At 70.7% G+C, this 15,093-nt stretch carries 16 protein-coding genes; 3 read left to right on the top strand and 13 right to left on the bottom strand.

From position 1 onward, the window contains the following. Nucleotides 1–36: 36 nt before the first annotated feature. From AB4079_RS03890 to AB4079_RS03880, 3 genes are read right to left on the bottom strand one after another with little or no spacing between them, the layout of a single operon-like run. Entirely contained in the window at nucleotides 37–696 is a 660-nt protein-coding gene (locus AB4079_RS03890) for a methionine ABC transporter permease (protein ID WP_441785977.1), read from the bottom strand. After that, entirely contained in the window at nucleotides 693–1,736 is a 1,044-nt protein-coding gene (locus tag AB4079_RS03885) for a methionine ABC transporter ATP-binding protein (protein ID WP_441785976.1), read from the bottom strand. The genes AB4079_RS03890 and AB4079_RS03885 overlap by 4 nt, the downstream gene beginning before the upstream one ends. Next, the gene (locus AB4079_RS03880) at nucleotides 1,736–2,689 is read right to left on the bottom strand and encodes a MetQ/NlpA family ABC transporter substrate-binding protein (protein WP_441785975.1); all 954 of its coding nucleotides are present in this window, start codon (nucleotides 2,687–2,689) and stop codon (nucleotides 1,736–1,738) included. The genes AB4079_RS03885 and AB4079_RS03880 overlap by 1 nt, the downstream gene beginning before the upstream one ends. A gap of 215 nt (nucleotides 2,690–2,904) precedes the next feature. On the opposite strand from AB4079_RS03880, the gene AB4079_RS03875 reads away from it, so the two are divergent. From AB4079_RS03875 to AB4079_RS03865, 3 genes are read left to right on the top strand one after another with little or no spacing between them, the layout of a single operon-like run. Continuing rightward, nucleotides 2,905–3,099: a BatC protein gene (locus AB4079_RS03875; RefSeq protein ID WP_441785974.1), complete on the top strand. Its 195-nt coding sequence runs from the start codon at nucleotides 2,905–2,907 to the stop codon at nucleotides 3,097–3,099. Further along, nucleotides 3,099–4,487 (top strand): cupin domain-containing protein, encoded by a 1,389-nt coding sequence (locus AB4079_RS03870; RefSeq protein WP_441785973.1) that lies wholly within the window; start codon nucleotides 3,099–3,101, stop codon nucleotides 4,485–4,487. The genes AB4079_RS03875 and AB4079_RS03870 overlap by 1 nt, the downstream gene beginning before the upstream one ends. Continuing rightward, nucleotides 4,484–5,386: a sucrase ferredoxin gene (locus tag AB4079_RS03865; protein ID WP_441785972.1), complete on the top strand. Its 903-nt coding sequence runs from the start codon at nucleotides 4,484–4,486 to the stop codon at nucleotides 5,384–5,386. The genes AB4079_RS03870 and AB4079_RS03865 overlap by 4 nt, the downstream gene beginning before the upstream one ends. Before the next feature lie 10 nt (nucleotides 5,387–5,396). Here the strand turns inward: AB4079_RS03865 and AB4079_RS03860 are convergent, their stop codons facing one another. The 10 genes from AB4079_RS03860 to AB4079_RS03815 form a co-directional block, all read right to left on the bottom strand. Further along, nucleotides 5,397–5,819 carry a VOC family protein gene (locus tag AB4079_RS03860; RefSeq protein WP_441785971.1) on the bottom strand — a complete coding sequence of 141 codons (423 nt, stop codon included), beginning with the start codon at nucleotides 5,817–5,819 and terminating at the stop codon, nucleotides 5,397–5,399. Between the two features lie 97 nt (nucleotides 5,820–5,916). Next, nucleotides 5,917–6,321 carry a helix-turn-helix transcriptional regulator gene (locus AB4079_RS03855; RefSeq protein ID WP_441785970.1) on the bottom strand — a complete coding sequence of 135 codons (405 nt, stop codon included), beginning with the start codon at nucleotides 6,319–6,321 and terminating at the stop codon, nucleotides 5,917–5,919. Between the two features lie 31 nt (nucleotides 6,322–6,352). Next, entirely contained in the window at nucleotides 6,353–9,937 is a 3,585-nt protein-coding gene (locus AB4079_RS03850) for a TM0106 family RecB-like putative nuclease (RefSeq protein WP_441785969.1), read from the bottom strand. Nucleotides 9,938–10,056: 119 nt separating this feature from the next. Continuing rightward, entirely contained in the window at nucleotides 10,057–10,623 is a 567-nt protein-coding gene (locus AB4079_RS03845; RefSeq protein WP_441785968.1) for an HhH-GPD-type base excision DNA repair protein, read from the bottom strand. Between the two features lie 4 nt (nucleotides 10,624–10,627). Further along, nucleotides 10,628–10,846: an SCO4848 family membrane protein gene (locus AB4079_RS03840; protein WP_441785967.1), complete on the bottom strand. Its 219-nt coding sequence runs from the start codon at nucleotides 10,844–10,846 to the stop codon at nucleotides 10,628–10,630. Between the two features lie 58 nt (nucleotides 10,847–10,904). Further along, entirely contained in the window at nucleotides 10,905–11,753 is an 849-nt protein-coding gene (locus tag AB4079_RS03835; protein ID WP_441785966.1) for an SseB family protein, read from the bottom strand. Further along, on the bottom strand, nucleotides 11,737–12,483 hold the full coding sequence (gene priA, locus AB4079_RS03830) for a bifunctional 1-(5-phosphoribosyl)-5-((5-phosphoribosylamino)methylideneamino)imidazole-4-carboxamide isomerase/phosphoribosylanthranilate isomerase PriA (RefSeq protein WP_441785965.1): 747 nt from the start codon (nucleotides 12,481–12,483) through the stop codon (nucleotides 11,737–11,739). Before priA ends, AB4079_RS03835 begins: the two co-directional genes overlap by 17 nt. A 50-nt stretch (nucleotides 12,484–12,533) precedes the next feature. Then, on the bottom strand, nucleotides 12,534–13,175 hold the full coding sequence (hisH, locus tag AB4079_RS03825) for an imidazole glycerol phosphate synthase subunit HisH (protein WP_441785964.1): 642 nt from the start codon (nucleotides 13,173–13,175) through the stop codon (nucleotides 12,534–12,536). Then, complete coding sequence (gene hisB, locus AB4079_RS03820) at nucleotides 13,172–13,774, bottom strand: imidazoleglycerol-phosphate dehydratase HisB (RefSeq protein ID WP_441785963.1); 603 nt, start codon at nucleotides 13,772–13,774, stop codon at nucleotides 13,172–13,174. Before hisB ends, hisH begins: the two co-directional genes overlap by 4 nt. Further along, nucleotides 13,771–14,916, bottom strand: a complete 1,146-nt coding sequence (locus AB4079_RS03815) for a histidinol-phosphate transaminase (protein WP_441785962.1) — start codon at nucleotides 14,914–14,916, stop codon at nucleotides 13,771–13,773. The genes hisB and AB4079_RS03815 overlap by 4 nt, the downstream gene beginning before the upstream one ends. Nucleotides 14,917–15,093: the final 177 nt, after the last annotated feature.

Here is a 15,093-nt window from a genome sequence, read left to right as displayed (position 1 = left end):
CCTCGCGATAACGGCGTGTTGCGTGCCACAGTTCGCTCAGCGGCGCAGCGCCTTGCGCGCCAGCGCGTTCCCCAGGAACTGCGCGGCCTGCACCAGCACCACGATCGTGATCACGGCGATCCACGTGACGGCCCAGTTGTACCGCTGGTAGCCGTACGAGATCGCGAAGTCGCCGAGGCCGCCGCCGCCGATGCTGCCGGCGATCGCCGACAAATCCACGATCGCGACGAAGATGAACGTGTAACCGAGGATCAGCGGTCCGAGCGCCTCCGGGATGAGCAGCGTCGTGATGATCCGCCACGGACTCGACCCCATCGCGCGCGCCGCCTCGATCACGCCCGGTTCGATGGTGACCAGGTTCTGCTCCACGATCCGCGAGATGCCGAACGTGGCGGCGATCGTCATCGGGAAGATCGCAGCGGGCGTGCCGAGGAAGGTGCCGAGTACCAGCTGGGTGAGCGGCGCGATCGCCGTCATGAAGATGATGAACGGGATGGGACGGATGAAGTTGACGACCACATTCAGCACCGTGAAAAGACCGCGGTTCTCCAGCAGGCCGCCGCGCCTGGTCGTGTAGAGCAGGACGCCGAGCGCCAGGCCCAGCACACCGCCGAGCACGAGCGTGGCGACGACCATCCAGAGCGTCTGGCCGATCGACGTCAGGTACACCGGCCACAGGGTCGACCAGTCGGTCATGCGGCCACCTCCTCCACCTCGGTGACGGTCCGGAGCTCGGCGACCAGCGCATCCACGTCGGCCGGCTCGCCCACCAGTTCCAGCGTGAGGCTGCCGAACGAGCGGCCCTGCAGCGCCGAAATGCCGCCATAGACGATCTCGAAACGGACGTTGTGGCGGCCGACCGCATCCGAGAGCACGGACCCGAGCCGACCGTCGTCATGGATGCGCGCCGACACGATCCGGCCGGCGTGCTTCGTGCGGAGCCGCTCGATGTCGGCCGCGCCCGGCTGGTTGCGGAGCACGGTCCCCACGAACCGCTGCGCGGTCGTCGTCTGCGGCGCCGAGAACACCTCGAAAACGCTGCCCGACTCGATGACGCGGCCGGCATCCAGCACGGCGACGCGGTCGGCGATCGACCGGACCACCTCCATCTCGTGCGTGATGACGACGATCGTCACCCCGAGCTCCCGGTTGACGCGCTTCAGCAAGGCGAGGACATCGGAGGTGGTCTCCGGGTCGAGCGCGCTGGTCGCCTCGTCAGCCAGCAGGATGTCGGGGTTCGTGGCGAGCGCGCGGGCGATACCGACTCGCTGCTTCTGGCCGCCGGAGAGCTGGTCAGGGTAGCTCCACGCCTTCTCCGTCAGCCCGACGAAGGCGAGGAGCTCGGCGACGCGGGCCTTCCGCTTGTCCGCCGGCCAGCCGGCCACCTTGAGCGGGTACGCGATGTTGCCGAACACCGTCCGCGAGCGGAACAGGTTGAACTGCTGGAAGATCATCCCGATCCCGGCGCGGACCCGGCGGAGGTCGCGCTCCTTCAGCGTGGTGAGATCGCGTCCTTCCACGATCACCGAGCCGGCGCTGGGATGCTCGAGAGCGTTGATCAGCCGCACCAGGGTGCTCTTCCCCGCCCCGGAGTAGCCGATGATGCCGAAGATCTCGCCGCGCCCGATCGCCAGGTCCAGCCGGTCGACGGCCGGGACCGCGGCGTCCCCGGAGCCGAAGCTCTTGGTGACGCCGCGGAACTCGATGATCGGCGCCGCGCTGTCGCGCTCCGGCACTACTGGGCCGCCCGGATGGTCTTCTTCAGGCCGTCGAGGATCCCGACCAGGTCGGACGCCTTGCGGTCGACGATGACCGCCGTGTTCTTCGACTCGGCGAGCACCGCAGCCGTGACGGCCTTGGTGTGGTAAAGCTCGGCGACCTTCAGGTAGGTCTTGTTGTCCTTGTCCTTATCCCGGGCGACGAACGCGTTGATGTACGGCTCGGCGGTCTGCGACTTCGGGTCGTCCTGGAAGAGGGCCGACTTGGGGTCGATGCCGGCGGTGAGCGCGTAGTTGTTGTTGACGATCGCGCCGTCGGCCGAGCTGAGCGCCGGGGCGGTCTGCGCCGCATCCACCGGGATCACCGTGACCTTGGAGGCGGACGCGTCGATGTCGGCCGGGGTCGCCAGCGTGCTGCCGCCGTTCTTCAGCTTCAACAGCCCCGCCTTCTGCAGCACGAGCAGTGCCCGGGCCTGGTTGGTGGGGTCGTTCGGGATGGCGATCTTTCCGCCCTGAGGGATGTCGCCGATCTTCGTGTACTTGGTCGAGTACAGCGGCAGCGGGACGACCAGGGTGGCGCCGATCGGCACCAGGTTCTGCTTCGCCTGCACGTCGTAGTTGGCGAGGAACTGCAGGTGCTGGAACAGGTTCAGGTCGAGCTGCCCGTCGGCGAGCGCCGGGTTGGCCTGGGTGTAGTCGCGGAAGTTGACGGTCTGGATGTCGATGCCCTCCTTCGCGGCTTCCTTCTTCAGCACGGCCCAGTAGGGAGATGACGCCTCGGTGGTGCCGATCTTCACGGTGACGGTCTTCGCCGAGGCGGCGCCCGATCCCGTGCCCGTGACGTTGACGACGACGAGCACGACCGCGACGATCACCGCGACGACGACGATGCCGATGCCGACGAACCAGCCGGTCCGGGAGCGCTTCGGCTTCTCCGGCAGCGCGGGGGTGGACGGGGTGGAATCGGACATGGCTGTGCCTCTCTTGTGAAGGGGTGTGGGAGGGATCGCCGGCGACGGTTGGCGGCCCTTCGAGCCTCCCGCGGCACACAGGGATGGTCAAAACGTCTTGCGAAATGTGACGCACCGGCGGGCCGCGGGCGTTCATCCGGCGGCCCTTCCGGCGGCCCCTGCCCCGCGCGTACTGTGAGCTTCGTCAGGGTGCCCACGGACGAACGGGAGACGGAATGAGCGACATCAACGACGACGACATCACGACGGATGCGGCGGGCGGCGGCGAAGGAACCGCCGACGGCGGCGCCAACACCGGCGGCCAGGACGGCGGAGCCGACGGCTCGGCCGGGTCGGGCGGCGGGGAGGGCACCGCAGACGGCGGCGCCAACACCGGCGGCCAGGACGGCGGAGCCGACGGGTCCGCTTGATGACGACGGACGAGCGCGGGTCGGGTGACCGGCCCGCGCTTTCGCGTTGCGTGCCGGTCGATCGGGAGCGTTTCGCGACGGAGTTCTGGGGACGACGGCCGCTGTTCACCCGGGCGGCCGACCTCGGCGGGGACTTCTCCGACCTGTTCAGCGTGGACGCGGTGGATGAGCTGGTCTCATCACGCGCGTTGCGCACCCCGTTCGTGCGCATGGCCAAGGAGGGTGCGGTCCTCCCCGCGTCGCGGTTCACCGCAGCGGGCGGGTTCGGCGCCGACGTCGGCGACCAGCTGGACTCGGCGAAAGTGCTGGCGGAGTTCGGGAACGGCGCCACCCTGGTGCTGCAGGGGCTGCACCGGACCTGGCCGGCGGTCGCCGAGTTCTCCCGGCGACTCGCGGCCGAACTCGGCCACCCGGCCCAGGTCAACGCGTACATCACCCCGGCGTCGTCGCGCGGTTTCGACCCGCACTACGACGTCCACGACGTCTTCGTGCTGCAGATCGCGGGCGAGAAGCACTGGCGCATCCACGAGCCGGTGCATGTCGATCCGTTGGCTGACCAGCCGTGGAGCGACCACGCCGCTGCGGTGGCGGCTCGTGCGGAGGACGCGCCTGCCATCGAGGAGACCTTCCGTCCCGGTGACGCGCTGTACCTGCCGCGTGGGTGGATCCACTCGGCCGAGGCGCTGGGCGGGGTCTCCGTCCACCTGACCATCGGGGTCGCCCCCTACACCCGACACGACGTCGTGCGGGAAGCGGTCGAGCATGCGGCGGACGTCGCCGCACTGCGGGCCTCGCTGCCGCTCGGTTTCGATCCGGGTGACCCCGCGGCGGTCGCGCCCGTGGTGGAGCAGACGGTGGAGGCCCTGATCGAGGCCCTGGCGGAGCCGTCTGCACGGTCGGCGGTCGCCGGGGCCGTCGCGGATCGGCTGCTCCGGCGGAAGCGCTCGGACTCGCCGCCCGCCCCGGTCCGGCCGTTGGCGACCATCGCCGCGGCGGAGGAGCTGTCGACGGGCTCGGTCGTGGTCGCACGGCCGGGGCTGGGAGCGAACGTGACGGTCGAGGTCGAGACGGTGACCGTGCGACTCCCCGGGAAGGCGATCGCGCTGCCGCTCGCCGCGCACGGCGCGGTGGGACGGCTCCTGGACGGCCGTCCGGTGACGGTCGGTGAGCTGCCGCTCGATGAGCGGTCAGCGGTGGTGGTCGCGCGTCGGCTGCTGCGCGAGGGCCTCCTCGCGTTGGCGGACGAGCCCGGCGGTCAGCCCAGTCCGACGGCGGACGAGGCCGAGGCCGAGGACGAGGATGAGATCGACTTCGCCGACCCGGCCGGTGTCTCGTCGGACGGCGAGCGCAGCGCGTCAGCCGACTTCGGGACCGCGACGGCCACGTGACGGACACGGTCGTGCCCGAGTGGCTGCCGTGCAGCGACCGGGCGGTGGGACGCGGCGACCCGTTGCCCGGGACGGCCGGCTTCGGCGAGCGCTGGCTGCTCGTCGAAGTGGAGAGCGGATGGGGTCGTCACGCGTTCTTCGACTCCGCCCTCGACCCCGACGTCGGCTCCCGCATCGTCGCCCGGGCGGAAGGGTCCGGCATCCGGCCGCTCGCCATCCGCCGCACTCGGCTTCGTGCCCCGCTTCGTCGGCAGCAGGCGTCCTGGCGCTGGGCGCTGGTGGATGCCCGGCTCGGCCGGGAGAGCATCCGCTGGGGCCGCGTGGACGATCCGGCGGATCTCCTTGAGCTCCCCCTCGACGGCTCCGCCGGTGAGCCGAGCGACGCGCCACTGTACGCGGTGTGCGCACACGCACGGCACGACCAGTGCTGCGCCGTGCGCGGACGGCCCGTCGTCGAGGCTCTGGCTGCCGCGCACCCCGAGCTCACCTGGGAGTGCTCCCATCTCGGCGGCGACCGGTTCGCCGCCACGATGATCGTGTTTCCGCACGGCCTGCTGTACGGACGGGTGTCCGCCGCCGAAGCTGCCACCGTCGTGGAGCGCTACGCAGAGGGCCGGGTCGTCGCCGACCGGCTGCGCGGCCGGACCTCTCTCACGACCATTGCGCAGGCGGCCGAGGCGTTCGCCCGGACGGAGACCGGCGACGACCGGATCGACGCGTTCCGGGTGCTGTCGGAGCGCGCCCATCCCCACGGCTGGACGGTCGAACTGGCGCACGGCGACGAATTGCTGACGGTCGAGGTCGGCGAGCGGCTCTCGGAACCTCTGCTGAGCACGTGCGCCGCAACGGTGGCGCATCCGGTGCGCGAGTTCGTCCCGGTGTCGGTGGCTCGGGCCTGAGCCGTCGCGGTCAGGCGCTCTGCGTCGCGGGCGCCGTCTGGAGGATGCGCACCATGTTCCCCGACGGGTCGCGGAACGCACAGTCGCGGGGACCCCACGGCTGATCGATGGGCTCCTGGAGCACTTCGGCGCCGGACGCCCGCACGCGCTCGAACGCAGCGTCGAGGTCGTCTGTGCGGAACACGATCGGACTCATGGAGCCTTTCACGACGAGTTCTTGGAGGGCGTCGCCATCGGCTCGGGAGCGGCCGGCGTGCGGGTCGCTGAGGACGACGGCGGCGTTCTCGTCGCCGGCCACGCCGAGCGTGACCCAGCGGTGGTCGCCGGAGGTGACGTCTTGGATGACGTCGAGCCCGAGGGCGTCGCGATAGAACGCGAGCGACTCCTCGGGGTCGAGGACGGTGATCTGCGAGTACTGGAGTGAAACGGTCATGAGTCGACTCTAAGGAGAAGCGTCCCGGGGCGCTTCTCGAAAACTGCTCTCTGTGGAGAAGTCGTCCTCCGCGTCGTCAGTGGACGCAATCGCGCGGTCAGCCGCGGGACCGGACCGGCCGTGTGCGCTGCTTCGCGATGCAGTCCGGCATGGCGCGCACTGCGGCGTGCTCTCGCGTCCGGTAGGCGGTCGGCGTCATGCCGACCACTTCGGTGAACTTCGAGCTGAACGAGCCGAGCGACGTACAGCCGACGGCCATGCACGCGTCGGTGACGCTCATCCCACCTCGCAGGAGGGCCATGGCCCGCTCGATTCGCCGCGTCATGAGGTAGCTGTAGGGCGTCTCTCCGTACGCCGCCCGGAAGCGCCGCGAGAAGTGGGCGGGCGACATGAAGGCGCGGGCGGCCATGGTCGGGACGTCGAGCGGCTTGGCGTAGTCGCGGTCGATCAGATCCCGGGCCCGGCGCAGGTGCGCCAGCGTCTGCAGCTCCTCCGGTGACACGCGTCGAGCGTAACACCGGAGCGGCCGCAGCTCACCCCACCGGGATCGCCGCCGTCTGATCGACGGGTTCTACGAGTCGGATGAAGGCGCTCAGCTCCCCCACCCCCGCCGGTGTGGTCGGCAGGAACTCGGTGAGCTCCGGTGAGTGCACCAGGTAGGCCGCCCATTTCGCCCGTGAGATGGCCACGTTCAGCCGGTTCTTCATGAGCAGGAACGACATACCTCGGGGGACGTCGACCGCGGAGGAGGCCGCCAGGCTCACGATGGAGATCGCGGCCTCCTGACCCTGGAACTTGTCGACGGTTCCGACGCGCACGCCGCGGTAGCCGGCGGCGTCGAGGAGCGCACGGACCTCGGCGAGCTGAGCGTTGTACGGCGTCACCACGATGATGTCGTCCTCGGCAAGGGGTTCGTCGTCGCGCCCCGCGCCCGGGTCGCTCCAGGACCGCCCGATGAGGTCGCGCACGAGGTCGACGACGACCTCGGCCTCTTCGGGTGCCGCGGTCGAGTTGCCGACGTGCAGTACCGGCACGGGATGCACACCGGCCTCGACCCCGAGCAGCTCGCGCTCCGAAGCGCATTCGTGGGCACGCAGCTTGCCTTCGTACGACAGCCGCGAGACGGCCGCCGCCAGAGCGGGATGCATCCGTCGCGTCTCGGCGAGGAAGTAGCCGAGCTCCGGCGGCAGGACGTCGTGTCCGTCGCTCACCCAGCCGAGAGCCGAGCCGTCTACCGGCTCGGGATGCCGCCCCTGGCTGACCTGCGGCAGCTGCTGCGGGTCGCCGAGGAGCAGCAGGTTCTTCGCCGCGACGCCGACGGCGACCGTCGACGCCAGCGAGAATTGGCCGGCCTCGTCGACGACCAAAAGGTCGAGACTCCCGCGAGGGACACGCGCCGGGTTGGCGAAGTCCCACGCGGTGCCGCCGATCACGAAGCCCTGCTCCTCGTGGATACCGGCGAACTCCAGCTGGCCGTTCGCGGGCAGCGGGGTGAAGCGGTGCTCGGCGTCGGCGGTCGCATTCGCGTCGCTGGTCGTCGCCCCTCCACTGGGCACCTTGCCGACCGCGTCCGCGTCCAGGCCCGCGTCGACCACCCGGTCGAGCAGGTTCTCGACCACCGCGTGCGACTGCGCGACGACGCCGACCTTCCAGCCGTGCTGGGCGACGAGTCGTGCGATGACATGGGCGCCGAGGTACGACTTGCCCGTCCCGGGCGGTCCCTGCACCGCGAGATAGGAGCGGTCGAGATCGAGCAGGCTCGCCACGACGGCGTCGATCCGGCCGGAGCCGTCGCCGCCAGTGCCCGCACCGACACCGCCCGCACCAACACTGCCCGCGCCGACACCGTCCACACCGGCCGCAGCCAGCGTTGGGTCGGGCACGAGCCTGCCCGACCGGGTGCGCGGCGGCGTGCGTCGCAGGAGGTCGATCGTGGCGTCGACCGGCCAAGTGTCGTGGTGGCGGGCGATGAGCAGCGCCGTCCCCCACTCCCGGATCGCCTCCGCCAGTCGCCGCGAGTCCGGCGGAGCGGCCGGTGTCAGCGCGCTCGGCAGGTCGCGGTAGGGCGGAACCTCCGGCGGCAGGGTCTCCCGGACGACGATCGAGCCGTCGTCCAGCGCCTCGATGAGCGCCACCGTTCGGGAGGCTCGCGCGCCGGGTTGCGCGCGCGGCTGGCGGAACGGCCCGGGGTACTCGTACAGCAGGTACGGACCGCCGCGCTCGCTGACCCGCACCGCGCTCCCGGCGCCCCACTGGCCCGTCAGCAGCAGCTCGCGTCGTTCGACCCGCTGGCCTTCGTCGAGGTACCAGTCGCGCAGCACCACAGCAGTCTCGCCGACCAGCACATCGCGCGTCTCGGCCCACTCCTCGATCGGCTGGATGAGCCGGGCGAAGTGCGACTGCCAGAAGCTCTTCTGCTCGCGACGGTGGAAATCGATCGCCGCCGCGGCCAGCGCCATGGCCTCTCGGTCGCTCGAACGATGAGGATCGAGCGGATCGCCGGCGAAGGCCAGCAACCCGGCACGGAGCGGCGACTCGTCCGGGGCGACCTCCGACTCCTCCGCGGGAGAAGCGCCGACCGGGATGCCCTTCTCGGCCGCTCGCGCGAGCAGCCAGTCACGCAGCCGCAGAGTGGAGACGCAGTCGTAGCGGTTGTAGGCCCCGATGTCGTCGAGCAGCGGCTGCGCCTCGTCGAGCCGGCCGAGGGCGATCAGGTCGCGCGCATTGGCGTACTCGGTGATGGAGTCGGCACCGTTCGTCACGTCGCTCTCGCGCAGCTCGTCGCCCATGTACAGCGGTTCGAGCTTCTTGATCGAGTACGAGCGCGACCCGACGCGCACGGACTTGCGCACCAACGGATAGAGGTCGACCATCACGTTCTCGCGGAGCAGCCCGTCGACGTCCTCCTCGCCCACCCCGTGCCGGGCGGCGAGGGCGAGAAGATGCGTCTGCTCGTAGGCGGCGTAGTGGTAGATGTGCATCCGCGGGTACTGCCTGCGGCGATCGCGCACGAAGGCGAGGAACGCCTCGAGAGCGACACGCTCCGCTGCGAAGTCGTGCGCCCAGAAGGCGGTGAACCGTTCCTGCTGGTCGACGAGCCCGAAGAGGTAGTCGAGGTTCCAGCGCTCCCCCGCGCCCTCCGTGTAGAGGGGGTCGCCCTCGAAGTCGAAGAAGATGTCGCCGGGGTCGGGCTGCGGCAGCACCGCGAGGACGGGCGCATTGAAGACGCGCACCGGGGGCGGACTGCCGGGCTCGGCCTCCAACTGAAGACGGGCCTGCTCGCGCAGCCCGTCGAGCGTCCCCTCGGGAACGCCCTCGACCGGCCCCGTCGAGGCGGCGAGAGCGTCGATCGTCCCGAGCCCCGCCGCGATCAGGTGTTCGCGCTGGGTCACACGCATCCCCGCCACGAGGAGCACATCGCGGGTCGCCTGCACCTCGGCGTCGCAGGTGTCGCAGCGCCCGTCCACCGTGAAGCGCGGGTCTCCCCAGGCCACCGGGCCTGGATCGGCGACGTGCTCGCCGATGATCGTCAGCAGCCGAGCCCGACGCTTGCGGTACACCGGTTCGATGTCGGAAAGCGAGTGCTCGCTGACCGAGCCGTCACCCAGCAAGAGCTCGACGGTCTCGTCGACGTCGACGCCCATCCGCCTCAACTGCTCCGCGTACGCCGCGAGCTGAAGCAGCGCGGTCACCCGGGCACTGCGCGCGAGCTTCGAGTCTTGCACCCGGTACCGCCCGTCGGGCAATCGCACCACGAAGTCGGCGAATCCCACGAAGGAGCCGTCGAAGAACGTCGCCTGGAAGACGACCTCCGCCCCGCGCTCAAAGGCCTCCGACGTACGCATCACGGCGTCGGCCAGCGACTCGGCCGTCAGCTTCTCGGGCCGCTCGATCTCGGCTACCCCGCTACCGAACCGCTCGCGGTAGCGCTCCAGGATCCGGTGCTCGTGCTCATCGCCCATCCGCGCCGAACGCACATACATCGGGTCTTCGACCTCTTCAGTCTTCTCGAGCCGACCCAGCTTGACGTCCAGCGTGCGCAGGAAGGCGAACTCGCACTTCGACGCCTCCGTGAGGTCGCTGGCGCTCGTGACGATGACCCCGTCGAGTAGGAACACGGCGACCTCCCTTCATCCCGTGCTGCGAGACTATCGGCGACCACCGACAGCCGGATGCGATCCACAGCGACGCCGAGCAACTCCCGATGACGGCCGCGCTGTGGACAGTTTCCGCCCGGTCACTTCGCCTTGGCGGCGGCCTTCATCGCGCGCTTGTGCTCGCGAACGCGCGCCAGCGAGTCGGCGTCGACGATGTCGGCAACCGACCGATAGCCGACGCTGCCGTAATCGCCCGCTGCCGCCTGCCACCCCGGCGCCTGCAGACCCTTCTGCTTGCCGAGCAGCGCGAGGAAGATCTTCGCCTTCTGCTCGCCGAATCCCGGCAGCGCCTTGAGTCGCCGCAGGATCTCGGCGCCGTCGGGGTCACCCTGTGTCCAGATCGCCGCGGTGTCGCCACCCCAGTCGGACACGATCGCCGCCGCGAGCGCCTGGACCCGGCCGGCCATCGAGCCGGGGAAGCGGTGCACCGCCGGCGTCTGCTTCATGATCTCGGCCAGTTTCTCCGGATCGACCGCCGCGACGGTCGCCGGGTCGAGGGCACCGAGTCGGTCGCGCAGCTTGGCAGGACCGGCGAACGCCGTCTCCATCGGGATCTGCTGGTCCAGCAGCATCCCGGTCAGCAGTGCGAAGGGGGACTCGTCCAGGAGGGCGTCCGCGGCGGCGTCGCCGGTGATGTTGAGAGGCATGCCCTCAGCCTGCCACCAGGAGGAGGATGCCCGCCACAGCGGACAGCGCGGCCAGGAGCAGCGCAATGCCGAGCAGCACGCCGTGAACGACGAGGAACGGGGTCGCCCGGCCCGCAGCATCCCGCGCCCGCTGGTCGTTTCGGACGCGGGCGAAGAACCGTGGCCACGCGACGACGTTGAAGACGGTGTTCAGGAACAGCACGATGGCAGCGAAGACGGTCATGGTGCCTCCAGCCTAAGCGTCGCGCTCTGCAGGCCCGGCCGCTCGAGAAAACGGCTCTTCAGTCGTCGGACGCGACCAGCTGCACCCGAAGCGAGTCGACCCGTGTGGCGATCACGTCGTCCGCCGCCCAGCGCTGCGCGAGCCGGGCCAGGATGGCGTCGAGCTCCTCGCGCGTGAGCCCGGCCGCCAGGGCCAGCCGGACGACGAGCTCCTCGCCGGCCAGCCGGCTGAGCGGGTCGCCGGAGAGGAGGGCGACACCGTGGACTCCCAGCTCGGAGGCGATGGAGGCGCGGAACGCCTCGGCGACGGCAGGGTCGCGGTGGCAAGGCACCCAGGGGGTGCCTTGCGCGACGGCCCAGACCGCCGGCCGCCGCAGCACGAACTCGGTCTCGGAGGTGGGGTCGAGAACGATCAGCTCGGTCCCCTCCGACGCGGCCGCCAGCGCCACCCGCCGGCCTTCGGCGGGCACCGGCCGGGCGGCCGGGTTCCAGGCCTGCATCGCGGTCACCGATGAGAACACCGGCTGCACCGTCCGCCCGTCGGGCCCGGCGACGGTGACGATGGAGAGCTCCTGCGTCTTATCCACGAGCATCCCGACCTCATTCGCGCCCTCCTCGCCGAGTTCGGCGACCAGGGGGATGAGGAGGCGTGAGCCCCGCAGCGCGTCCACCACCGACTCCGCGCCGGCCTCACCCGCACGGAACGCGGCGAATGCGCCGAGCAGGGCCGCGGGCGCGGAGCCGTCGTCATCGCCGAACGGGTTGTCGTCGAACTCGCGTCCCTGCCACACCTGACCGGCCGAGTCGGCGAGGGATGCGGCGAATCCGGCCAGGCGGGCAGCGCCCGTCTCGCTCGGACCGGCTTCAGCGTCCCGCCCCGGCGGCGTTCGGTCAGCGTCCGGCGACATCCAGCGCCTCGGGCAGCGTAAAGGCGCCGGCGTACAGGGCTTTGCCGACGATCGCACCTTCCAGGCCGAGCGGCACGAGCTCGCGCAGCGCGGCGATGTCGTCGAGGTTCGAGATGCCTCCCGATGCGACCACGGGACGTTCCGTCCGGTCGAGCACCTGCCGAAGGAGGTCGAGGTTCGGGCCGCGCAGCGTGCCGTCCTTGGTGACGTCGGTGACCACGTAGCGTGCGCACCCGGCGTCCTCGAGTCGGTCGAGCACCTCCCACAGGTCGCCGCCCTCGCGGGTCCAGCCGCGCGCGGCCAGCGTCGTGCCGCGCACATCCAGCCCGACGGCGATCGCCTCGCCGTAGTTGCTGATCGCGCTGGCGGCCCACTCCGGATTCTCCAGCGCGGCCGTGCCCAGGTTGACACGAGTCGCGCCCGCCTCGAGAGCCTGCTCGAGCGAGGCGTCGTCGCGGATGCCGCCCGACAGTTCGATGCTGACCCCGTGCACCTGGCGGATGACCCGCTTCAGCAGCGACCGGTTCTCGCCCCGGCCGAACGCGGCATCGAGGTCGACCAGGTGGATCCACTCGGCCCCCGCCTCGGCCCACTCGGCAGCAGCGTCGACCGGGTCGCCGTAGCTCGTCTCACTTCCGGCCTCCCCCTGGGTGAGCCGCACGGCCTTGCCGTCGGCCACATCCACAGCGGGCAGGAGGACGAGCGGGGGCGTGGAGATGAAATCGGTCATGTGCTTCCTCGGGGAACGGGGGATGACGGGTGGATGTTGCGGGCGCCCCACTACAGGGAGCGGACCCAATTCTTCAGCAGTGCGATACCTGCGCTGCCGGACTTCTCCGGGTGGAACTGCGTGGCGCTGAGCGGGCCGTTCTCGACCGCAGCCACGAACGGCACGCCGTGGTCGGCCCAGGTGACCTTGGGTTTCGGGAACGGAGCCTCCGGGTGCAGTGTCCAGTCCTGCGCCGCGTAGGAGTGGACGAAGTAGAAGCGTTCGTCCCGGAGTCCCGCGAACAGCGTCGAGTCCTCCGGCGCACGCACCGTGTTCCAGCCCATGTGCGGCACGACCTCGGCTCGGATGAGGTCGACTGTTCCCGGCCACTCCCCCAGTCCTTCGGTCTCCAGCCCGTGCTCCACACCGCGGTCGAACATGATCTGCATGCCGACGCAGATGCCCAGCACCGGGCGTCCTCCCGCGAGCCGGCGGTCGATGACCTCGTCGCCGTGGGACGCGCGCAGCGCCTCCGCGACGGCGGTGAAGGCGCCGACGCCGGGGACGAGCAGGCCGTCGGCCTCCTGCGCGCGCCTCCGGTTGCCGGTCAGTTCGACGTCGGCTCCGGCGGCCTCGAGAGCCTTGACCGCCGAGTGGACGTTGCCCGTTCCGTAGTCGAAGACGACGACCTGGGGCCTCCGCCCGTCGGTCACAGCGCGCCCTTGGTCGACGGGATGCCGCTGACCAGCGGGTCGAGCGCCTTCGCCTGGCGGAACGCCCGCGCGAACGCCTTGAATTCGGCCTCGGCGATGTGGTGCGGGTCGCGGCCGCCAACGACGGTGATGTGCGTGGTGATGCGCGCATTGAACGAGATGGCCTCGAAGACGTGGCGCACCATCGACCCGGTGAAGTGGCCGCCGATGAGGTGCAGCTCGAAGCCGGCCGGCTCGCCGGTGTGCACGAGGTACGGCCGACCGGAGATGTCGACGACCGCCTGAACGAGCGCCTCGTCCAGGGGCACCAGGGCGTCCCCGTAGCGCGAGATGCCCGCCTTGTCGCCGAGCGCCTCGGCGATCGCCTGGCCAAGGACGATTCCGACGTCTTCGACCGTGTGGTGCACGTCGATGTCGGTGTCTCCGGTGGCGCGGACGCGCAGATCGGTCAGCGAGTGCTTGGCGAACGCGGTGAGCAGGTGGTCGAAGAACGGGACGCTCGTCTGGATGTCGGACGTGCCGGTGCCGTCGAGATCGAGGCTCAGCTCGATGCTCGACTCACTCGTTCCCCGCGAGACCGTTGCGGCGCGATTCGTCATGCGTCCGAGTCTACTGGGGCGCTCTGAGACCGCTCGGGGGCACCGTCTTCCGCGGTCGCACGCGCGGGACGGCCGAGTGCGGCGAGGGCCTCGAGGAACGCCGTGGTCTCCTCCTCGGTTCCCGCGGTGACCCGCAAGTGGTTCGGGATGCCGACATCGCGGATGAGGATGCCGCGCTGCGCCAGCGCCTCGAAGGTCGCGTGGGGGTCGTCGACCCCGCCGAACAGCACGAAGTTGCTGCCGCTGCGGTGGGGCGTGTAGCCGAGCCTGGCGAGTTCGGAGACGAGGCGGTCGCGCTGCACGCGGATCTCGCCGACGGTCGCCAGCATCTCGTCCGAGTGGGCGAGCGCACCGAGGGCGGCGGCCTGCGTGAGGGCGGACAGGTGGTACGGGAGGCGCACCAGGCGGAGCGCGTCGATGACCGCCGGGTCGGCGGCGAGGTAGCCGACACGCGCGCCGGCGAAGGCGAACGCCTTGCTCATCGTTCGCGAGATCAGCAGCCGGGGTCGGCCCGGCAGCAGGGTGAGCGCGGACGGCGCGCCCTCGGGGAGGAACTCGGCGTAGGCCTCGTCGACGACCACGATCCCGCGCGCGGCGTCGTAGGCCGCCTCGATGGTGTCCAGATCGAGCGGCGTCCCGGTCGGGTTGTTGGGCGAGCACAGAATGACGATGTCCGGGTCCACCTCGCGGATCTGTGCGGCGGCGGTCTCGGGCGACAGCTCGTAGTCGGCGTCCCTGCTGCCGGCCAGGTAGCTGGTGCCGGTGCCCGAGGCGAGCAACGGATACATGGAGTACGTGGGTGCGAAGCCGAGCAGGGAACGGCCTGGGCCACCGAACGCCTGCAGGATGTGCTGCAGCACCTCGTTTGACCCGTTCGCCGCCCAGATCGCATCGGCGGTGAGGCCGTGCCCGAGGTAACGCGCGAAGGCTTCGCGCAACTCGGTGAACTCCCGATCGGGGTAGCGATTCACTCCGCCGACGGCCGCCGCGACCCTGGCCACGATGTCGGCCGCGACATCCGCCGGGACCGGATGCGTGTTCTCGTTCACGTTGAGCGCGACGGGCACCGGACGCTGTGGCGCACCGTACGGGGAACGACCGCGGAGGTCGTCTCGGATCGGCAGCTCGGAGAGGGAGGTCACCGTTCAATCGTAGTCAGCGGCTGGGCCCGGCATCCTTACGTGACGTAACGCAGGAGCTCGCACGGCGCCACCCGCCGTTCTCCTCCGATTGACCTCGCGCCGGCCTCTATGCCGCCGGTTCTCCTCCGCTTCCGCGGCACGAGACGACGGGGTGGTCGACCGATTCTGCGACGCCAG

This window comes from Leifsonia sp. 2MCAF36, assembly GCF_052115525.1.
GTDB lineage: Bacteria > Actinomycetota > Actinomycetes > Actinomycetales > Microbacteriaceae > Leifsonia.
The sequence above is the reverse complement of the archived record's forward strand: the minus strand, read 5'-3'. Positions and strand labels throughout refer to the sequence as shown.